This is a genomic window from Flavobacterium chungbukense (genome assembly GCF_020805785.1).
Classification (GTDB): Bacteria; Bacteroidota; Bacteroidia; order Flavobacteriales; family Flavobacteriaceae; genus Flavobacterium; species Flavobacterium chungbukense.
On record NZ_JAJGZV010000005.1, the window covers coordinates 124537 to 147425 of the forward strand.

The window sequence follows — 22889 nt, forward strand, 5'->3', positions numbered from 1 at the left end:
TATTATAGGATGACAAGCTTTTCGTATTTTTCTGCTTTTTTATTTGTTAAATTTGATTTTACAGTAAGTTTGTAAATGTATACTCCTTTTCCGATTCTGTCTCCAAAATCGTCTTTTCCATCCCATGTTATATCTCGCGATAAAAATCCTTCTGTTGTTATGGTTTGATTTTTTGTCCAAACTACTTTTCCTGTAATAGTCATTACCTGCACCTGTACATCTAAAGGTTCGTAAGGTCTATTGTGTGAAAACCAAAATTGAGTGTAAGTTGAAAAAGGATTTGGATAATTAAGAACGTGCGACAGTGTTAATGAGTCGTCTCCTACTACTGTAAACTGAATTTCGCTTGTGACAGGGTTATTATAAACATCCCAAGCGGTAAAGCTTATAGTGTGTAATCCTGGAGTTAAATTTCTAAGCGGAAAACGTAAATTTCCGTTGGTGTAATCGTCTAATTTTGTCTGATAATAATCATTCAAAATATAAGGATTGCTTACATCTCCATCTAAAATTGCTACAATATCATGCCCGATTCCACTTGCTGTATTGATCCCGTTTTCGTCTTCTAAGAAGGCTAAAAGAAAAGGAGATTCGTTGGTGATGCCTCCAGATACAAAAGTTTCGTCGTTCATATATAACTTAACTTTTGGGCTAATATTGTCCTGAGGTGCATTTTCGTTAATTCCGCCAATTTTAATGACGTTATTATAGCCAGTTTGATTTTCTAATGATTCATTTTTTTTAGAATAAAAACTGATTCTGCCGTTGTCGACAGGAATTCTAATATCTCTTGGCACGACAAAGCTAAATTCAAATTGTCCGTTGGTTATAGAAGCATTTCCTCTAAAAATAGTTTCTCCTAAAGTTTTAAACTGCATAACTGGACTGTTGCCGTCATTGTTTAAGGTAGAAGCTGTAATCATTTTATCAAAGATAGCTGTAGCTAATTCTCCGTTGTAATTACTTAGAAGAACGTTGTTTTCATCTGTTATTTCTCCTGAAATTTTAATTTTTGAAAGTGATTTAAAATCTGGAATTGGCTGTGAAATCGCAATATCATTTACTTTTGTTAAATTAATTTTTGGTTTAGGAATGGCAAGCATTAAAGCTGGATCTCCCAAATAGAAAATTACATTACTTGAAGAACTTGGATTTTCGTTTTTTGAAATTCGCAGTGTTTCAGCAATTGTATTGTATTGATTTGATCCGTAAGACAATAAGTTTTTGCTTAAACTGTCGTTGAAATTTTCTGCGTTAAACTGTCCGATGGATCGAATTGTGGTCAGCATAGAAATAGCACCTCCTTTTGGATTCCAAAAAGTATACTCACCGGCTGTTGGTCGTGTTGGGTCGTCAAAACGAGAAAATTCACAAGTTATCGTTATAAAAAGAGGATATTTATATTGATTATTTAAATTCTGGCCGTCTGATTTTTCCCAAATTCTCTCGCTTGCCAAGCCATCTTCACCTCCGTGGCCTAAATAGTTAAAAACTAAAGCGCCTTTTTCGAAAGCATCAAAAATATCTGTTCTTGCTTTAGGGTAGCGAGAACCTCCAGCCGAAGCTTCTTGAGTGTAAGCATCTAAGAGTATTTTATCGATATTAAAAAATGGCTTTTCTGTAGCAATCACATCTGCTAAGGCATTTTGACGAGATTGCAAAGTGGCGTCTGAACTTTGGTCAGAATCGTCGCTTATTAGAATAAAATTATTTCTCCAGTTTCCGTGAGATTTAATATCGTGATATTCCAGTACTTTGTTTACCATTTCACTCGCCTGCGCATTGTCTGAGACTAGCATTCTTCCTACGGCTATATCAATTCCTCCGAAAAAAGAAATTATATTTCCTTCATCGGCATCCATTAATCCAAAAAAATCATCAGATGCAAAAGAAGATTCCCCAACTGTATTGCTATTTAAGGAATGGTAAATAGGAACAATATTAGTGTTGTTAGAAATTCGGTCTTTATAGTCGTAAGAAGCATCTCCAAAAAGATTGACATATTTAATTCTTTTGTCAGGAGAAGATGCATTGTCGTAAATATATTTAATGCAATTTCTTATAGCGCTAATGTCTTGTTTGCCCGAAGAGAATTCTTGATAGATATTTTCGAGGGCAATTACTTTTACAATTAAATTAGAATTAGTACGGTGAAAAGTGGCTAGTTTTTCTGCTTGCGAGCTTAATGATCTTGGAGTTATAATGACATAATCGACATCTTGAAAACTGTTTTGATTGTTTTTAAGCAAAGTGCCTTTAAGGTTTTGATTTGCAATTTTTGATTGGCTTTCTTTTAAAGGAGTGTAATAATCTGTTCCATCAATTGCAATATATTTTCTGATTTCGCCAAGAGCTGCTTTAAAACTAAAAGAGGCTTGGGCCGAATTCTCTATTTTTGATACATTATATAGGTCTGTAATATCCCAGACTTGTGAGATAGCAGCAGCGTTTCCAATAGTATAGTTTGCAATGCCGATTGTTGAGCCAGCTAAGTCGTATTGAAATTTAAATTGTTTCCCTGTGCCTAAGAGTTTTCGCTTTGCGATTAAGTTAATGTAATCAAGGTAGCCTTTGGATCCTGGAACACCATTATTGTTGTAGTTAAGTTTGATTTTGATGTTGTCAGTGCCGTTGAAAGTAGTGTTGGCAGGTAGTTTTCCGTTGTAATATTTAGTGTCAGAGTTTGTGATTAAAGAATTAAAAGAAATGTTTCCGATATTTTGACCATTTGACGAAACGGTAAAAGAAGTGGGAGTGTAGGCTGCAGAAGCCGCATTTATTTCGATTTTAACAGGAACAGAAGTTTCTAGATTTGGAAAACTAAAAGAAAATTCTTGTTCTTGATTGATGTCAAATGATTCTCCTAGCCATTGTCTTCCTAAGTGCGCGATGTTTGTCAGGTCAGTTTCATGCGATTGATAGTCATCAAACGTATTAAGTTCTAAGGTTGTGTTTCCAGTTGGCTGAATTAAGTTTGAAATTCGCTTTCCTTCGTTTCCTACACTTGTAATGTAGTAATAAGATTTAGTGCTGTAAAGATTGATATTGGTCTGACTTTCGGTATTCCAATTGTCAACTCCTTCGGCATAAAAAAGGATAAAATCTTCATTGTTGAAAACACCATCATTTTCACCTGAAATTAGAATAGCATTTTCTATTAAATCTTCAGGATAATAAATATTATTTGCCAAAGGAAGCATTCGTCCGCCGTTTCCATAGATTTTAATTCTTCTAGGGTCAACTTTAGAAGGGTCAAAACCAAGACTTTGTAAGAAAGATCTGGAAATTTTATATACTCCTGATTTTTCGACATAAAAGCGATACCAATCTCCAGAAGCTAATACAGAATTTGAAATCACAGCGCTTTTTTGAGTAATTGTCGTATTGTTTGATTTTGAAGTTGAGCCATTGGAAGAGTAGGAGAAAGATTTTATTCTTTTGAAACCATTTCCATCTTTAATAATGGGCGAAAGAATTAAAAAAGCTTGTTGATTTCCGCGTGAAGTAACTACTTTTAGTGACTCATTTGGCTTTTCGGGAATGTTATTTTGAATTAAATCGCCAAGATCAGCTGCAGAAATTTGCTCATACGAGAGGTTTGATATTTGTATTGAATTAGCGTTAGAAAACAAAGATTGATTCAAATTAAGCATTAAGGTTGTGCTTTTCTTAGTGGTATCAAAGCGAAAACTGTTGCCGGAAAAATAAGGAATAACAAGTTTTTGTTCTCCGTAGTTCATCTCTTTTTTACCTTGCCAATCTATTGTGAAGTTCCCATTTACCTGAGAAAGACAGATAATTGGGAGCAAAAAAAGATATATTTGTAGCGCTCGTTTCATGCCTCAAAAATACGGGTTTAAATTAAAAATATTTTAGTAAGTAAAAATATAGTATTTCATGTTATAGTAATAATAAAAAGTATATTTTTGCGTTCGTAACTATAGGTTATTTTCTGGTAAAAAAACAGTGAAATAAAATTATTAGAACGGATGTTGCTAATTAAATGTTAATTATTATATTGCAGCACCTAAATTTATCACCTAAGAATGAGTATGAAAGTAAACAAAATTGTAGCCTTGCAATTAATGATGTCAATGGTATTGATGTTGGGCACGGCTAGTTGTAGCAAAAAATCGAGTTCCACTCACGCTTCGAGAGCAACTGGCTGGGATGTAGATAGTCAGAATGGAACTGCTGCTAGAAATGCAGGTAAAAAACAACAGGCTGGTCCTGGTTTGGTTTTTGTTGAAGGAGGTACGTTTACTATGGGTAAAGTACAGGATGATGTTATGCACGATTGGAATAACACACCAACCCAACAACACGTTCAGTCATTCTATATGGATGAAACCGAAGTTACAAACGGTATGTACTTAGAATACCTAGAGTGGTTGAAAAAAGTTTTTCCACCAACAGAAGAAAATTACAAGAATATTTACGAAGGAGCATCGCCAGATACCCTTGTTTGGAGAAATCGTTTAGGATACAACGAAACGATGACTAATAACTATTTAAGACACCCATCTTATGCGAACTACCCAGTAGTTGGTGTTAACTGGATTCAAGCAGTTGAATTTAGTAAATGGAGAACAGACCGTGTTAACGAAGCTGTTTTAGAAAAAAATGGTTACCTTAAAAAAGGAGCTAAAACAAATGAAGTTGGTGCAGATAACGCATTCAACACAGAAGGTTACTTAATGTCTCCAAGCACAGCACGTGGAGGTAGCGAAGAAATCGTGTTAAAGAAAAACCCAACAGGAAGAAGACCTAAAGCAGGTAAAGATGGTGTAGTGCCAGAAGAGAAAAATGTTTACGCACAACGTTCTTCAGGAATCATCTTGCCAGAATACAGACTTCCTACTGAAGCAGAATGGGAATATGCCGCTGCTGCTGATGTTGGACAAAGAGAATACAATATCTATAAAGGGCAAAAGAAATATCCTTGGTCTGGAGATTATACACGTTCTTCAAAACGTAAAAATAAAGGAGATCAATTGGCTAACTTTAAACAAGGAAACGGTGATTACGGTGGAATTGCAGGATGGTCAGATGACGGAGCAGATATTACAAATTCTGTAAAAAGCTATGCTCCTAATGATTTCGGATTGTACGATATGGCAGGTAACGTAGCAGAATGGGTTGCCGATGTTTACAGACCTATTATTGATAATGAAGCGAATGATTTTAACTACTATAGAGGAAATCAATATGCTAAAAACAAAATTGGTAAAGACGGTAAAGTAGAAATTGTTACAACTTCTACAATTAAGTATGATACTTTAAGCAACGGTAAAGTTATTGCAAGAAACCTTCCAGGAGAAATTGCTCAAGTACCAGTTGATGATCAAGAAACATATTTGAGAACAAATTTCAGTACAAGCAACAATATCAACTACAGAGATGGTGATAAACAATCTTCTAGATATTTTGATTTTGGAGATTCAGAGTCTGGAGCAAAAGCAGATCAAGCAATGTACAACTCACCTAAACATAATGTTACAACAGATAGTTTAGGTAAAATGATCAGAAAGTATGATAACTCTAGTAAACGTACTACTTTAATCGATGATAAAGTAAGAGTTTATAAAGGAGGTTCTTGGAGAGATAGAGCTTATTGGTTAGATCCAGCTCAAAGAAGATATTTCCCTCAAGACATGGCAACTGATTACATTGGATTTAGATGTGCAATGTCTAGAGTAGGTTCAAAAGCTGAAAAAAGAAAATCACCTAGAAACTAATTTTTAGAAATTCTATATAAAAAATTCCAAATTCCAAGAGCTGAATATTCAGTCTGGAATTTGGAATTTTTTTATTGTTTTTTTCTACTTTTATACTCTATTAAAAAATTTATAAATGAATATTCAAGACATTCATAACTTGTTTTTACAATGCGGTTCTCTTTCTATTGATACCAGAAAGATTGAGAAGAATTCAATGTTTTTTGCAATTAAAGGAGAAAATTTTGATGCCAATACATTTGCCAAAGAAGCTTTAGATTTAGGAGCTTTATTTGTTGTAATAGACAACGAATCTTATTTTGTTGATGAAAGAACTATCGTGGTTAAAAATAGTTTGGAAACGCTTCAGGAATTGGCAAAATTCCATCGTTCTTATTTGGGACTTCCCATTGTGGCATTAACTGGAAGCAATGGAAAAACAACTACCAAAGAATTAATCAATGTTGTATTGTCTAAAAAGTTTAAAACCAAAGCTACAATTGGAAATTTAAACAATCATATCGGCGTACCGTTGACTTTACTTTCTTTTACCAAAGAAACTGAGGTTGGAATTGTTGAAATGGGTGCTAATCATCAAAAAGAAATTGAATTCCTTTGTCAGATTGCACAACCAGATTTTGGTTATATTACCAACTTTGGAAAGGCACATTTAGAAGGTTTTGGAGGTGTAGAAGGTGTTATTGCTGGAAAAAGCGAAATGTATCAATATCTTTCGGCAAATCATAAAACAGTTTTTATAAATCTAGAAGATCCTATTCAAGTTGAGAAATCTAAAGGAATTAAATCTTTTACATTCGGTGTTAAAAATCAAAATGCAGATTTAAATATTCAGCAGATTGAAGCGAATCCGTTTGTAATTATAAATTATAATGACTTTCAAATAGAATCTCATTTAATAGGTCTTTATAATTCAAATAATATTAATGCAGCTGTTGCTATTGGTAAATACTTTGAGGTTCAAGAAGCTGATATAAAGAGCGCTATTGAAAATTATATTCCAGCGAATAACAGATCTCAGATGATGCAAAAAGGCTCGAATGAGATTATTTTAGATGCTTATAATGCAAATCCTAGCAGTATGGCGGTTGCGATTACTAATTTCCTTCAATTAGATAAAAAGAACAAGATTATGATTTTGGGCGATATGTTCGAATTAGGTGATGAAAGTCTATACGAACATAAAGTTATTGTCGATTCATTAGCAGATCAAAAACAAGCACTATGTTTTTTAATCGGGAAAGCATTTTTTGCGAATCAAGTCTCCAATGAAAATATCCAATTTTTCGAAACATTTGATTTGTTTGCAGAGTACCTTAAGACTTTTAATTTTAATTCCAATACCATATTGATTAAAGGCTCTAGAGGAATGGCGTTAGAGCGTTCTTTAGAGTATATTTCATAAATCAAAAGCCATTCTACTGAATGGCTTTTTTTATTTGTTAGATAGTCATTAAGAAACCAATTAAATTTTCTTTTTTATTCAAACCTAATTTTTTTCTTAGACGGTAACGCGCGAGCTCCACACCGCCAGTCGAAATGTTCATAATCTCGGCAATTTCCTTAGTAGACATGTTCATCAATAAGTAAGTTGATAAATCTAACTCTCGTGGCGAAATGGTAGGGTATTGTCCTTTTAATCGTTTTAAGAACTCGAAATGAACATTCTTAATGTGTTTTTCAAGATCTTTCCAGCTTTTGTCGGTATTAACTTCCTTTACAATGCTTTTATGTAATTTGCTGAATTCCGATTTTGTATTATCATCTAAAATATTGGTGTCAATATCTTTTAATTTATGTATAATTCCATTCAAAACTTTATTCTTTTTTACAACTTGCAAAGAATTGTTTACCAGTTCTTTATCTTTTGCTAAGATTTTAATTTGAAGTTTGTCATTTTTTAGTTTTTCAATTTCTTTCTCCAAATCGTGCTGCTCATGTCTAATTTTTGATTCTCTTTCAAGATATAGCCTTCTTTGTTCGATTGTTTCATAATATCTGTTTTTTCGAATTTTTAGTTTTATTCTTATAGATATCAGATACGCTCCCAACAATACAAGTATTAGATAAAATAAATAAGCGAGAAAATGTCTGTACCAAGGCGGAGATACTGTGAACTCTACTTCAGTAATGTTTGATTCTATGCCGTAACTATTTCTAGCCTTTAGTTTCATCACATAATTTCCTTCTCTAAGATTGGTATATTCTTTTATCGCAGTTTGTGACCAGCCGCGCCAATTCTCTTCAAAAGGTTCTAGTTTGTACGAATACATCACATTTTCTTGATTTTCATAGGTTGGTGATGCAAACGTAAATTTGACACGATTGTATTTGTACGGAATGGTGTAGGAATCTACTTTTTTAGGCAGATTTCCTGTTAGAATAGTATCACCAGGGAACGAAAAACTCTCGATAAAAGCTTTAGGTTTCGTCATGAAAGTATTTGGAATAGTAGAATTGTAATGTGTTAAACGATCTGTTAATCCGATAAAGATGTTTTCAGGGTCGATTGCATTTACAGAGATATAATTGTTTACCAGGTTTCCAGTTAAATTGGAAAATATAGCTTGTTTTTTGGTGTAAGTTCCGTTTTTATTTTTAGCTAAAACTCCTAAAGATTCATTAAAAGCATACCATAAACTGCCTGACGGATCTTCAATTAAGGTATTAATGGTTGGAATTCCCTCAAACAATTTTGTGATCTTTTTGTCTTCAAAAAATGTTTCTTGTTCGACAGAATATCTAAAAAAATGATTTTGAACTTGAAAATATACCTTGTTATTTATAGATTGTAAGCTATTGATTCCTTTGAATTTATCTGAGATGTTTATATGTTTTTTTATAAAATCAAAACGTAATAAATCTTCCGATAATTTTACTTGATATAAAAAAGGATTTTTCTTTAGCCATAGATAGTTTTCATCTATTTCTACAGAAAAATTATTAGTAGTTTCATCAAAACCTTTTACTTGATGTAAGTAATCATAGCCAGTTGCCGATTTTTTAAATACTGAAAATCCGTTATAGCTTTCCCCTATAATATAGTTTTCGTGATCAGGAATTTTCTTGAAACCAAAGTATCCTTTTGTGTCTAAAATTTTCGAAACTTGATTGTTATTTATGACTAATGCTCCACTATTACTGGCGCAAATCAAAACATCATTTAAGACTTGAATATTCCACACTTGTGAAATTGTCCCTTCTACTCTTGAAAAAGGGCTGTCTTTAAAAGATTGTCCCCAAGGATGATAAAATAATCCTTGATTGGTGGCTACGTATAGATTGCCATTATGAGTTGTTGAAGCATAAACTGTTCCGATATTATAACTGTAATCGAAATAAGAAAAAGGCGAATTTTCATTTATAAAAGTGATACCGTTGTCAAGTCCGAGCCAAATATTGTTTTTGTTGTCAATAAATGAGGCTAGTATGGTGTTGTTTTGGATGCCCTTTTGTCTATTTAAATGCTGAATTATTTTTCCGTTTAAATCGCATATTATGGCGCCATCTAGAACAGAATTTAAAATTATAAATTTGTTTTTGATAATCGATCCGCCAAGAGATGTATTTTTTCTAATAAAATCATTGGCTTCTGTTTGCCATGGTTTTATAACGCCGTTTTCGGCAACAAAAAGCCCTTTTTCTAAAGTCGCATACAATAATCTATTGTTAGGCAAAGGAAAAATAGACCAGATTTCTTTGTCGTTAAAAATAGTAGTTCCTTTTATTGCAGTAAGTTTTCTGTTTCTATATTCGAGTAAACCCAGAGTTTTATCCTGGAAATAAAGGCGATTATTTACTAAAAATGAAAATTGAAACTTATGAGGAGCTGTTAAAGTGGTTACTTTTTCGTTTTTTAGAAAAAAGACTTTACTGAAAGATTGGAAAATTATTTCTCCATTAAAAATGTGAATTCTCCAGATAAGATTAATGTTCTCTTTTTCTATTGGGCTTAGCAGATTGTATAAGGAATGGTATTTTAGAATTCCTTTTTCGTTGGTTTTGAAATATCCAAATTCATTGTTTCCGCCTACAAATATTCTTCCTAAAGCATCAATTTTTAAACTTCTAATTTCTGATTTATTTGGTAGTGAATATTTATGCCAATTCGAACCATCAAATTGTATTAAACCATTGTTATTAGCAAAATAAATGTTTCCATTTTTATCTTGATCAATACTCCAGTTTTGAGTTCCACCTTTATATTCTGATCTCTTGTAATTTTTTATATCTGGAATACCAATATTTTTTACTTGACTAAATCCTTTTATTTGTAGGAAAAATACGAATAGTAATGTAAAAGTTCTAACTATGAATTTCATAAAATTTTAAATGTATTTTTAGTAAAAATGCTGTATTCTCTATTTAAATTGTTGATTTTTCAATCGCTTTAAAAGTGTTTTTTTAAATTATTTTTAATTTACAACGTTTTAGTTAGTGTTAAACTAATGTAATATACGTTTTTTTTAATTAACATTTTTATAACAAAATTTTATCAATGCTAAAATACAGTAAATTAATTAATTAAAAAAAAAATGTTGTGTTTTTGTAGGGTCTTAAAAATTAGTTTGAAGTGTTTTTGTAAAGAATTTTAATTCTAGATAGTTAAAATTTAACATTATAATTGCATTAAATTACTAATTAATTAACCAAAATTTTTAGAAAAATGAAATTGACAAAATTACTTATTTTTTGTGTTTCGTCTTTACTGTTTTCAGTTGCCACATTTGCTCAGGATGTGACGGTAACTGGAATCGTTAGCGACGAAAGTGGGTTACCCGTCCCAGGGGCAACAATTTTAGTTAAAGGAACCAATAAAGCTACCGCTTCTGACTTTGATGGGAAGTTTCAGATCAATGCCCCTTCAAACGGTACCTTGGTTATTAGTTTCGTTGGTTTTAATACACTAAATGAAGCTGTTAACGGAAGAACAAAAATGAGCGTTGTTCTAAGCACGGCCTCCCAGAATTTGAATGAAGTTGTTGTAGTAGGGTATGGTACTCAGAAAAAAGGCCTTATTACTGGTGCTTCTACAAATCTTAAGGGAGAAACAATTAAGGAGTTGAATACTGGATCTGCTATGGAAGCACTTCAAGGTATTGCTCCTGGTATAAGTATTACTAGAACAAATGGTTCACCTGGTGCTGGAACTAAGGTAACTATTCGTGGATTAGGTACAAATGGAAATTCAAATCCGTTGTATATCGTTGATGGAGTTTCTGTTGGTAATATTGATTATTTAAGCCCTTCAGATATTGAATCTATTGATATCTTAAAGGATGCGGCTTCTGCGGCAATCTACGGATCTAGAGCTGCTAATGGAGTTGTACTGGTTACGACAATTAAAGGAAAAAAAGGAAGAGCTGCCAGAATTACTTATGACAGTTACTATGGTATTCAGAATACCTACAAAAACTTAGATCCTTTGAATGCTCAGGAATACATGTACATTATTGATGAAGGAAGAGTAAATGATGGAATGCCTCGTCAGGATTGGAAAACGGTTTTAGCTAATAATTCATGGCTAAATACGCAATATCCTGGTGCTGGTACACAATTAGGAAATGAAGTTTGGCAAAACTTGCAAAATGGATGGACTGGAACAAATTGGGTTAATGAAATGAGCAAAAAAGATGCTCCTATTATGAACCATTCCCTTAACATTACAGGTGGAAGCGAAGATATCACTTACTCATTTGGGGTTTCTTATTTTGATCAAACAGGTATTATTGGAGGTGATATAGTTGATGCTAGCTTTAAAAGGCTGACGACAAGATTAAATACTCAAATGGTATTGAAGAAAAATGAAAGCCATGCTATTATTACTGTTGGAGAGAATGTTACTTACACAAATTCTGAAAACAGAGGAGTTTCTAATGGTAATATCTATGGAAATGACTTGCATAATGCATTAACTGCAAATCCGTTACAGCCAGCTTATTGGCAAACTTCGATTGATAGAAACATCGATAAATTTGGTTTTACTCCAACTTTAGATGGAATTTCAACAGGACAAACAAATCCATTAGCGATAATGTATTACAGAAGTAATTACAATTATCCAACGGATAATAGAATAATTGGAAATGCTTTTTTAGAAGTTGAACCAATAAAAGATTTGAAATTTAGAACGGTTTATGGAATTGACTCTTGGTTTGGTTATGGCAGATCTATGAGCCCAACATATGGTTTAGGAGTACTTTACACAAAGCTTAATAATGGTGCTTCTCAGTATTCTTATATTGGAGCAAACTCTACTTGGACCAATACGGTTTCGTATAAAAAACAATTTGGAAACCATAATATTTCTGCTGTAGTAGGAACTGAGTTAGTTCAGTATTTAGTAAATAATAACGTTAGCGGTTCAAGAAACAATTTGAATTTTGGTGAAGATCCAAAATATGCATACTTGAATAACACAACGCCAAAGACATTTAATGATCTTAGTACAAGCGGAATGGATACGGCAGCTGGCGGAGGTGGAATTATGTCTTATTTTGCTAGAGCTCAATATGACTATAAAGAAAAATACCTTCTTTCTGCCACATTACGTTCTGACGGTTCTTCTAATTTCGCAGATGGCAAAAGATGGGGTTATTTCCCTTCTGTTTCTGCAGGTTGGGTAGTTACAAAAGAAGATTTCATGAGTAACACTGGTAAATGGCTTAATTCATTAAAATTAAGAGGAAGCTGGGGACAAAATGGTAATCAGGATATTCCTAATTTCTATTATTCTTCAAATATTGCTTACGTTTTCCCTGGATACTTTTTTGGAGATACAAAACCGGTTTCAGGAACAACGGCTTATCCAGCTAGAGTTACTAATCCAGATTTGACTTGGGAAACATCAGAGCAGTTAGATTTTGGTCTTGATGCAAGTTTATTTGATTCAAAGTTGAACATTACTTTAGACTGGTACAACAAAACAACTAAAGATTGGTTGGTTTTGGCTGCCGGAAGAGGAACAGACGGAGCTGCGCCTGCTTATATTAATGGTGGAGATATTGAAAACAAAGGTTTTGAGTTTTCTGTAAACTGGAGTGATAAAATTGGAGGACTTAAATACGGTGTAACTGTAAGTGGAGCTTTCAATAAAAATAAAGTAACTAGAATTGCAAATGCTGACGGAATTTTACATGGTCCATCTAACGTATTATCACAGGGAACTGGAGAAATTTCTAGAGGTATGGTAGGTCTTCCATTGGGTTATTTCTATGGATTTAGAACTGCAGGTATCTTACAAAATCAAAAAGAAGTTGATGAATATGTTGGTCCAAACGGACAGCCTTATTTTGCTGATCAACGCCCTGGAGATGTTCGTTTTGTAGATCAGAATAATGATGGTGTTATTGACGAAGCTGATAAAGGTTATATTGGAAATCCAAATCCTGATTATGAATTGGGTATTCAATTGAATTTTGAATATAAAAATGTTTACTTAAACACTACTATGGCAGGTAAATTCGGTATGCAAGTTATGCAATCATACAGATCTTTTGCCGATAGCCCTGCTCAGAACTACACTTCTGATGTGTTTAACCGTTGGCATGGAGAAGGAACATCTGATAAAATGCCTAGACTTGGTGCATCTTCAAACAGAAATACGCAACTTGTATCAGATATTTTTATGCAGAATGCTGATTATTTAAGAATAAACAACTTAACAGTAGGTTATAACTTCAGCGAAGTATTGAAAGACTTCAAATTTATCTCAAATCTTAAATTTTATGTTGCTGTAAATAACCTTTACACATTTACTAAATATGATGGAATGGATCCAGAAGTTCGTTGGTCAGGAGATAACACAAATACTCCATGGGCTTCAGGAATTGATTTAGGTTTGTATCCACAAGCTAGAACGGTGATGTTTGGTTTAAGTGCAGATTTTTAATATAAATACAATTACAATGAAAAAAATAAAATATTTATTAGCAATTTCGTCTGTACTTATCGTATCAAGCTGTAATGACTATCTTGATACCGATAATTTGACAGAAAAGAGTTTGATTACTTTTTATAAGACACCTAAAGATATCGAAGAAGCAACTGCGGGAGTTTATAATGCTATTTATACGAATAATGTACATAGTGAAGAACAGATTGCTGCAAACCTGATGGATAATATGATGTTAGGTGGAGGAGGTCCTGATGATAAAACAGCTAAATGGGTTGATAATTTTGAAGATCCAGTAGATGATACTTATTTAGATTTATGGGTTCAATCTTACAGAGGTATTGCAAGAACAAATGCTATTATCGAAAAGACACCTTTGGCAGATTTTTCAACTTATTTTAATACTCCAGCTGAAGCAGACCAATTTAAACAACAAGCAATTGGGGAAGCTTATTTCATGAGAGCATTTTTCTATTTCAGGTTAGCTAAATTCTTCGGAGGAGTTCCGTTAATTACAAGTATCGATGGAAAAAAAGACGGACCAAGAAATACTTATAGCGAAACATTTGGTCAGATTGCATCAGATTTAAAAAAGGCAATTGAAACAATGCCAGCAACTCCATTTCCAAGTATTCCAACGTCAAGATACGGACATGCAAACAAATGGGTTGCAGAGGCTTATTTAGGTCGTGTATTTTTGTTTTATACAGGTTATATGACAAACATTGAGAAAAAAGCTACTGAAGAATTGCCTCTTGCAGAAGGAGGAGTTCTAAATGCAACTCAAGTAGCAAGTTATTTAACTGATTGTATGAGTAATAGTGGTCATGCACTTGTTTCAGATTTTAGAAATCTTTGGCCTTATTCTTATGTTAATAAAGCTTCTGGAAATAACGTTTTACCATGGGCAGCTACTGAAGGTTTATCTTGGGTTGGCCAAGACGGTGCAGCGCCTACTTTTGGTACAGGTAATTTAGAAACTATGTTTGTACAGCGTTTTTCTTTCGGAGATTGGAATTGGTCAAACGGTAACATTTATACTAATAGGTTATGTCTGTTTTCTGCTTTGCGTGGTAATTCATTAGTACCATTTGGAGAAGGATGGGGATGGTGTACTGTAAACCCTAGTTTATACAGTAACTGGTCAGAACTTGATCCAAGAAAGAGAGGTTCAATTCTTGAAGTTGGAAAAGCAGACGTTGGAACAGCTGGTTATGCGGGTGATAAAGGAGACCATGAGACAGGATATTTTAATAAAAAATATATTTCATTGCAATATCCTAACGCTGGTGGATCAACTCAAGGTATGTTTATTCAATTGTATAACTGGTCAAATGGTGATATGCAATTAATGCATGCGCAAGATTTTATTTACCTGCGTTATGCAGATGTATTATTAATGCATTCTGAAATTACTAAGACGGCAGCAGGTTTAAATGCAGTTAGAGCTAGAGCAAAATTAGGACCAGTTGGATATTCTTTAGAAGCAATCAAAGATGAGCGTTTACATGAATTTGCTTTTGAAGGGTTGCATTGGTTCGATCTAATTCGTTGGGGAGATGTTGATAATGCATTTAATAGCACAATTCCAGTTAGAAATTCTGGTACTGCAGCAAATTACAATGTAAAATACAGACCAGAAACGAAAGGTTTGGTTTCTCTTCCTGAAACGGAACTTAGATTATCTAATGGAGTTTATACACAAAATCCAGGTTGGTAAAATTTAACAATATTAAATAGATAAATATGAAAATCAATAAAATAATATATCTTCTATTGGCTATTTTCATGTTGACTTTTTCAGCATGTGATCCAATAGTTGATGAAAAGCATTTAGAGAATTCTACTGATGTTGCTGGAGTTGAATTAGTTGCAACTCAAAGTACTCCAGGAGGAAATAAAATCACTCTTAGTATGGATACTCCAGGAGTTACTGGATATTGGGATTATGGATTGGACAAAGCGTTGACAAATGAAGTAACTTTTGTTTATCCAATTCCAGGCAAGGCTACCTTTACGTTTATTGGAACTTTAGGCGCCGAGTTTTTTACCAAAACCATAGATGTTCAAATCAATCAATTAGATACGCCTTTAGATCAGGATTGGTACGATTTAGTAGGAACTAATACTGTAGCTGGCAAAACTTGGGTTTTTGACGGTGAACAGGGATCTGGAAGATTCTGGTGGTTTATGTCTCCAAATGGAAGTGCCGAAAGCGCTATGACAGCTTGGTGGAATGCCGGTGATTGCTGTGCGCCAAGTGATGCAAAAGGTAAAATGCATTTTGATCTGAATGGAGCTGCTAACTACAATCATTATGAAACAGCAACCGCTACGCCAAAGAAAGGAACTTTTAAATTGGATATTAAAAATAAACAATTGACAATTTTCAATTCAACAATGTTAGGATCTGCGGCTGGTAACAAAGATGGTGTTTATACCATAGTTAGCCTAGAGCCGAATAAAATGGTATTGTACTTAAATAATAGTGAAACGTACGGAACAGGTTGGACATTTGTTTTCGTGCCTCAAACATAATTTCATGTTAGTTATTTTCGAAAAAGGAAGATTAAAAAATTCCTTTTTCGAATTTTCAAACACTTTTTATTTCATTCAATTGTAATGAAGTATCAATACGATTTAAACTATGGTTAGTTTAAGTTAAGTTTATTGCCTGGATAGCCCATAATTTCGATTATGGGCTATTGTTTTATATATATGTTATAAATATGCTTTTTAGGCAGTTCTGGTCTAAATTCAAATAACTTATTTGTTTAATGACTCACTGAATATCCAGTAATTTCAGCCTTTTGTTTAAAGTTTTGAAATACGTCCTCCTATTTACCTCTTTTACAGCTGATTCTTACCGCTAAAACAAGGTTTTATATCATATTTAAGATAAGATTCTTATTCTTACCAAATACTCAATTCTCAGAGCTCATTCTTTACTTTTAAAAGCCTTTATAGTCTGTTTTAGGGTATAATTAGGCAATTTAGCTCTAGACGGTTTATAATTGCCAAAAAAGGAGATTACGATTAAACTCTAAGGTTTAAAATATCTCGTAGAAGGAATGCTGTTATGCTAAGAAATCATAAAAACGGCAGTTTTTTTATCTTTTTAAAAGATTCAAATTCTTAAGTATTTTACTTGTTTCTTTTTATTATGTAAGTTAATTCTCTTAAAAATATATTAAATAAGTATTTTCTTTCAAGTTGATAGATTGAGAATTATGTAAAAAAAAATGTATAAAAATATCATATTCTTTGTTTTGTACTTATTATCTATTTTTTACGTAAAGTTGCTGTAAGTGTTTATAAAATAAGTGTTTATGGTGTGTTTAAGGCACTATCACGTTGTAGTATATGCTGTTTTTAATAAATTACAAGCTTAATAAATTGATGTAGTGTTTATTTTTATAATTAACTTTTATTTAGTACTACTATTTGTTTTTTTAAATATTTTAAAATCAATATTTTATGTATTTTTTGATGTGTTTTTATAATATTAAAATTTTAATTTTGATGTGTTTTTGTAATGATTTTTAAATGCGAAAAGTAAAAATTTAGTTTTAGTATTGCATCAAATTACTAATTAATTAACCAAAATTTTTAGAAAAATGAAATTAACAAAATTACTTGTTTTTAGTATTTCATCTTTATTATTCTCGGTTATAGCTGTGGCTCAGGATGTCACAGTAAATGGAATAATCAATGATGAAAGTGGAATGCCTGTTCCAGGTGCAACAGTTTTATTAAAAGGTACTACAAAGTCAACTGCTTCTGATTTCGATGGCAAATTTCAGATTCAAGTACCTTCAAATGGAACTTTAACAATTACGTTTATCGGTTATACCACAGTAACCGAAGCTGTAAACGGAAGAACTAAAATCTCAATTCAATTAAAACCAGAATCACAATCTTTAAACGAAGTTGTAGTTGTTGGATATGGTACTCAAAAGAAATCTGTTGTTACTGGAGCAATTTCTAGTGTAAAAGCATCAGATTTAGAAGATTTACCAATTACAAGGGTAGAACAATCTCTTCAAGGTAGAGTTTCTGGGGTTACTATTGCTGCAAATGCAGGACAACCAGGATCTTCTTCTACAATTAGAGTTAGGGGTATTACTTCTTTTGGAAATAACGAACCATTATGGGTTGTTGACGGTGTAATTGTTGACTCTGGTGGAATTGGTTTTTTAAATCAATCAGATATTGCCTCTATGGAGGTTTTAAAAGATGCTGCGTCTCAAGCAATCTACGGAGCTAGAGCAGCAGCGGGGGTTATTCTTATTACTACTAAAAAAGGTAGAGCTGGTAAAATGAGTGTAAATTACAATGGTTACACTGGTTTTTCTGAAGCAGCGAGAAAACTTGATTTATTAAACGCTACAGAATATGCGACTTTAATGAATGAAAGATATGCAAACGGTTACACTCCAGATCCAAGCAAACCGTATACGCTTCCTTACCAAAATCCATCTTCTTATGGCGTAGGTACTAATTGGCAAGATCAAATTTTTAACAATCACGCGCAAAGAACTGGACATGAGTTAAGTTTGTCTGGAGGAAATGATGTTTCTACATTCTACGTTTCTTTAGGATTATTAGATCAAGAAGGTATCGTTGCTACGCAAATTTCTAACTATAACAGAAAAAACATTCGTTTAAACTCTACTCATAAAATCGTAAAAGGATTAACTTTCGGTCAGACTTTAGGTTATTCTCATGAGAAAAATGTGGGTATCGGAAATACTAATAATGAATATGGAGGACCTTTAAGTTCTGCTATCAATTTAGATCCAATTACACCTGCTATTGTTACTGATCCAACCGTTGCAAATCAATCGCCATATACACTTCCTTATGTGGTAAGAGATGCAAATGGAAATCCTTACGGGATCTCTTCAAAAGTAACTCAAGAGATGAGCAACCCATTAGCTTATATTCAGACAAGACTAGGAAATTATGGATGGTCTGATAATTTCGTTGGAAATGCATATTTAGAATTAGAAGCTATTAAAGGCTTAAAATTTAGAACTACTTTAGGTGGTAAGTTGGCTTACTGGGGATCTGAAAGTTTTACTCCAGTATTTTATTTCAACTCTTCAACTATTAATCCAAACAATAGTTTAACTAGAAATTCAAATAGAGGTTTTGGTTGGAATGTTGAAAATACACTTTCATATACAAAACAAATCGGAGATCATAACTTTTCTATTTTAGTTGGACAAGGTGCTTATGTTGACAATATTACCTCTGGATCTACTGTAACTTACAAAAACCTTCCAGCAACTACTTTTGACGAAGCAACTTTTAATTCAGGTGCTGTAACGGATGATATCACTGCTTCAGCTTCTAACGGATATGAGCATAAAGTAACTTCATTGTTTTCTAGATTAAACTATGATTACAAAGAAAAATATCTACTTACAGGTATTGTTCGTCGTGATGGTTCTTCTCGTTTTGGTCAAAACAACAAATACGGAGTTTTCCCATCGTTCTCTTTAGGTTGGGTACCGACTAAAGAAAATTTCTGGCCAGAAAACAAAGTGGTAACACAATTGAAATTTAGAGGAGGTTATGGTGTAACAGGTAGTGATGCTATCGGAGATTTCAAATTCTTATCTACTATTGGATCTGGAAGAAACTATACAATCGGAAATCAAGGTTCTGTTGTAATTGGTAATAGTCCAAATGCACCTTCTAACCCAGATTTGAAATGGGAAGAAACTAGACAAGCTAACGTTGCATTTGATGTTACATTCTTTAATGATTTGTCTTTAACTACAGATTTTTATGTTAAAAAGTCAATTGGTATCTTACAAGATATTGATTTACCTGGTCACGTTGGTAGTGCAGGAAGACCTTCTGCAAATATCGCAGACATGCAAAATAAAGGTATCGATGTAGAATTGTCTTACCGTAAAAAAATTGGTCAAGTAAATTTAAATCTTAGTGGAAACATTTCTTACTTAGAAAATGAGGTAACAAACTTAGGAAGAGGTATTCAGTTTATTTCTGGAGATGCTTCTTTCCAAAATATGGGGGCAGTTACTAGAACACAAGTTGGACAATCTTATAACTCTTTTTACGGATATACAACACAAGGTGTTTTTCAAAATCAAGCAGAAATTAATTCTTATACAAATGCAGCTGGAGGTTTAATCCAGCCAAATGCAAGACCTGGTGATTTCAGATGGAAAGACAATAATGGAGATGGTAAAATTGATGATGATGATAAGACTTTCTTAGGAAGCCCACTTCCAAAATATACTTATGGTTTCACAATTAATTTAGATTACAAAAACTTTGATTTATTAATCTTTACTCAAGGTGCAATCGGAAACAAAATTTTCCAAGGATTACGTCGTCTAGATATTACAGATGCTAACTATCAAACTTCTGCTTTAGGACGTTGGACAGGTGAAGGATCTACTAATTCTTATCCAATTTTATCTTCTGTAGATAATAACAAAAACTTCTCTAATCCGTCAGATTTTTATTTAGAAGATGGAGATTACTGGAGAATCAAAACTGTTCAAATTGGATATAGCTTACCAAGCGATGTTATTTCAAAAGGAGGTCTTTCTAAAGTAAGACTTTATATGACAGGAGAAAATTTATTAACATTTACAAGATATTCTGGTTATGATCCAGAAATTGGAGGAGGAGTTTTTGGTATTGATAAAGGATATTATCCACAAGCTAGAACAGTAATGTTAGGGGTTAATTTACAATTTTAAAATTAAGAATCATGAAAATTAAAAATATTAGATATTCATTCGTCGCAGCAGGATTATTGCTTCTTGGCTCTTCTTGCGGTGAGGACTTTTTAACAGTAGATCCAAAAGGACTTCCATTAGAGGCAAATTACTACAAAGATGAAAAAGAGGCTTTTTCAGGTTTAGTTGCCGTTTATGACATTATGGGGAAACAATCTAAAGGTTTTGAAAACATGATCTGTATGATGAATGCAGGTTCAGATGATTTCTTAGCTGGAGGTGGAGGACCTGGAGACGGAGCTGGAATCCATGCTTTTGATAATTATACGATTGATAAAATTAATATGCCTAGAAGTTTCTGGGGAGATTTCTTTCAAGGTATCGCCAGAGCAAATATCTTATTGTCAAGATTGCCAGGTGTAAAAATGGATGAAGCAAAAAAAGTTCGTTTTGCAGCAGAAGCTAAAGCAATGCGCGGGTATTACTATTTTGAATTAGTAAGAACTTTTAGAAACTTGCCTTTAATTACAACACCACTTTCACCAGCTGAAACTTACACAATCACGCAATCTAAGCCAGAGGAAATTTATGCTCAAATTGAGAAAGATTTAATGGAAGCAAAAGCGGTTCTGCCAAATACAGTTGATGTTGCAACAGAAGGAGGACGTTTTTCTAAAGGAGCTGTACAAGCATTACTTGGTAAAGTTTATTTATACGAAGGAAAAAATTCTCTTGCAGCTGCCGAATTTGCAGACGTAAACGGTACTCCAGGAGGAACTAGTATGTACGGATATAAACTGCTTAGCAATTTTGCAGATTTATGGGTTATCAGTAACAAATTCAACTCAGAAGCAATTATCGAAATTATGCATACTGATAAAAGTAATGCAGACTGGGGATTCTGGGGTGGAGGAAACGATGAAGGAAATTCTGTTAACATCATGGTTGGTCCAAGAGGATATACCAAAAAAACAGGAGCAGCTGTAGATTACGTCTCAGGATGGAGTTTTAATCCAGTAACGCCAAGTTTATATAATGCCTTAAAAGGTGATCCTCGTTTTGATGCTACAATTGTAGACTTACTTGCTTTAAAAGCTGCAGGTGTTGCTGATTATGCGCCTGGAGATCAAGATACAGGATATTTCTTGAAGAAATTTATGCCTTTAAACGGTGATACTTCTCAAGGTGGTGGAGCAGCGGCTTTAAATTATAAGCAAGATACTTATGCTATTCGTTTAGCTGATACTTATTTAATGGAAGCGGAAGCTTTAGGTGGAACTGGAGTTAGAGCGCAAGCTTTATTAGATGCTGTAAGAGCTAGAGTTGGATTGACTTCTGTGCCAGTTTCATTAGATGCTATTGCTAACGAAAGAAGATTAGAATTGGCTGGAGAAGGACACCGTTGGTTTGACTTAGTTAGAACTGGAAAAGCGGCTTCTGTACTTGCTTCTAGCGGATTTGTGGCGGGTAAAAATGAAATTTGGCCAATTCCACAAAAAGATTTAGAAAACACAAAGCTAGTTCAAAATCCTAATTACTAATCAGTTAATACAATATCATATGAAAATAAATTTAATGAAAAAACAAGGGTTTTTAGCATTGTTTTTTATGACAGCAGTATTAAGTGTTACTAGTTGTCAGCCAGACGATTCCATTGATAATAATGGATTAACCGCAGGAACTGTTGATGCATCGTTTACAATTACTCCTGTTGAAGGAAAAGTAAATACTTATAAGTTAGTGGCTCAGCCAAAAGGAGTTTTAAAATCTATTTGGGATAAAGGAGCAGGTGCTTATGCAGGAAAAATGGAAGAAGAAATTTCTCTTCCAGATGCGGGTACTTACACAATTGTACATACTGCAATTGGAGCAGGAGGAGCTACGGCTTCAGCTTCAAAAGATGTTGTGGTTGCGACTTCAGATCCGTTAAAAGGAAATTTAGTTCAAGGTGGTTCTTTTGCAACTGCTGCAGATCAAGCAAAATGGACAGTTTTAAATCTTAGTCCAACTGGTTCAGCTTTTTGGTCTTATGCCAATAATAGCGCAACACTTCATTCTCCAGGAGGATGGGCTCAAGAAGGAATTTATCAAGCAATCGACGTTGTAAAAGATAAAGAGTATACAATAGATATGAAAGTGTCTTCTCCAAGTGGTTCTGATGAAACTTGGTTTGAAGTTTATGCCGGAAAATCATTTCCTGCTTCGGGTGTTGAATACAAAGACAACAAAGTTATGGGATTAAGCACTTGGGATGGCTGCGCAAAAGCAGGTTTCTCTGGAATGCTTTCTGTTGTTGGATGTGTTAAAAACGACAAAACTGGAACGGTTTCAAACGTAGTTAAATTCACAGAAACAGGAAAAATCTATTTACTAATCCGTTGCGGAGGTAACAAGTTTACAAAAGATGGAATTACAGTTTCAAAAATTGAGTTCCGAGGAAAATAAAGAGTTAAGTTAAGTTTAAGTTTAAGTTTGGTTGTAAATAGCCCATAATCATTATGAGTATGGGCTATTTTTTAAATTCTTTAAAAGGTGAAA

At 33.4% G+C, this 22889-nt stretch carries 10 protein-coding genes; 8 read left to right on the forward strand and 2 right to left on the reverse strand.

Annotated elements, in window-relative coordinates; translation table 11 throughout:
• Positions 1-2: 2 nt before the first annotated feature.
• Positions 3-3839: a type IX secretion system sortase PorU gene (gene porU / locus LL966_RS15985; RefSeq protein WP_229354632.1), complete on the reverse strand. Its 3837-nt coding sequence runs from the start codon at positions 3837-3839 to the stop codon at positions 3-5.
• Between the two features lie 213 nt (positions 3840-4052).
• Between porU and gldJ the strand changes: the two genes are divergently transcribed.
• Both gldJ and LL966_RS15995 read left to right on the forward strand, forming a co-directional pair.
• Complete coding sequence (gldJ, locus tag LL966_RS15990) at positions 4053-5738, forward strand: gliding motility lipoprotein GldJ (protein WP_229354785.1); 1686 nt, start codon at positions 4053-4055, stop codon at positions 5736-5738.
• Between the two features lie 115 nt (positions 5739-5853).
• Positions 5854-7140, forward strand: a complete 1287-nt coding sequence (locus LL966_RS15995; RefSeq protein ID WP_229354633.1) for a UDP-N-acetylmuramoyl-tripeptide--D-alanyl-D-alanine ligase — start codon at positions 5854-5856, stop codon at positions 7138-7140.
• Between the two features lie 37 nt (positions 7141-7177).
• Here the strand turns inward: LL966_RS15995 and LL966_RS16000 are convergent, their stop codons facing one another.
• Complete coding sequence (locus LL966_RS16000) at positions 7178-10057, reverse strand: triple tyrosine motif-containing protein (RefSeq protein ID WP_229354634.1); 2880 nt, start codon at positions 10055-10057, stop codon at positions 7178-7180.
• Between the two features lie 344 nt (positions 10058-10401).
• Between LL966_RS16000 and LL966_RS16005 the strand changes: the two genes are divergently transcribed.
• The 6 genes from LL966_RS16005 (at position 10402) to LL966_RS16030 (ending at position 22796) form a co-directional block, all read left to right on the forward strand.
• Entirely contained in the window at positions 10402-13626 is a 3225-nt protein-coding gene (locus LL966_RS16005; protein WP_229354635.1) for a SusC/RagA family TonB-linked outer membrane protein, read from the forward strand.
• Between the two features lie 16 nt (positions 13627-13642).
• Complete coding sequence (locus LL966_RS16010; RefSeq protein ID WP_229354637.1) at positions 13643-15349, forward strand: RagB/SusD family nutrient uptake outer membrane protein; 1707 nt, start codon at positions 13643-13645, stop codon at positions 15347-15349.
• A 26-nt stretch (positions 15350-15375) separates the two neighbouring features.
• Entirely contained in the window at positions 15376-16167 is a 792-nt protein-coding gene (locus tag LL966_RS16015) for a hypothetical protein (protein WP_229354640.1), read from the forward strand.
• A gap of 1079 nt (positions 16168-17246) precedes the next feature.
• Entirely contained in the window at positions 17247-20372 is a 3126-nt protein-coding gene (locus tag LL966_RS16020; RefSeq protein WP_229354641.1) for a SusC/RagA family TonB-linked outer membrane protein, read from the forward strand.
• An 11-nt stretch (positions 20373-20383) separates the two neighbouring features.
• Positions 20384-21892 carry a RagB/SusD family nutrient uptake outer membrane protein gene (locus LL966_RS16025; protein ID WP_229354642.1) on the forward strand — a complete coding sequence of 503 codons (1509 nt, stop codon included), beginning with the start codon at positions 20384-20386 and terminating at the stop codon, positions 21890-21892.
• A gap of 19 nt (positions 21893-21911) precedes the next feature.
• A complete protein-coding gene (locus tag LL966_RS16030; RefSeq protein ID WP_229354643.1) occupies positions 21912-22796 on the forward strand; it encodes a hypothetical protein in 885 nt (294 codons plus the stop codon).
• The last annotated feature ends 93 nt before the right edge of the window (positions 22797-22889 follow it).

Bases quoted from the DNA above. Each gene is read 5' to 3' on its own strand.
- LL966_RS15995 (WP_229354633.1), top strand. From the start codon at position 5,854: ATGAATATTCAAGACATTCATAACTTGTTTTTACAATGCGGTTCTCTT.
- LL966_RS16015 (WP_229354640.1), top strand. From the start codon at position 15,376: ATGAAAATCAATAAAATAATATATCTTCTATTGGCTATTTTCATGTTG.
- LL966_RS16010 (WP_229354637.1), top strand. From the start codon at position 13,643: ATGAAAAAAATAAAATATTTATTAGCAATTTCGTCTGTACTTATCGTA.
- LL966_RS16020 (WP_229354641.1), top strand. From the start codon at position 17,247: ATGAAATTAACAAAATTACTTGTTTTTAGTATTTCATCTTTATTATTC.
- porU (WP_229354632.1), bottom strand. From the start codon at position 3,839: ATGAAACGAGCGCTACAAATATATCTTTTTTTGCTCCCAATTATCTGT.
- LL966_RS16000 (WP_229354634.1), bottom strand. From the start codon at position 10,057: ATGAAATTCATAGTTAGAACTTTTACATTACTATTCGTATTTTTCCTA.
- LL966_RS16005 (WP_229354635.1), top strand. From the start codon at position 10,402: ATGAAATTGACAAAATTACTTATTTTTTGTGTTTCGTCTTTACTGTTT.
- LL966_RS16025 (WP_229354642.1), top strand. From the start codon at position 20,384: ATGAAAATTAAAAATATTAGATATTCATTCGTCGCAGCAGGATTATTG.
- gldJ (WP_229354785.1), top strand. From the start codon at position 4,053: ATGAAAGTAAACAAAATTGTAGCCTTGCAATTAATGATGTCAATGGTA.
- LL966_RS16030 (WP_229354643.1), top strand. From the start codon at position 21,912: ATGAAAATAAATTTAATGAAAAAACAAGGGTTTTTAGCATTGTTTTTT.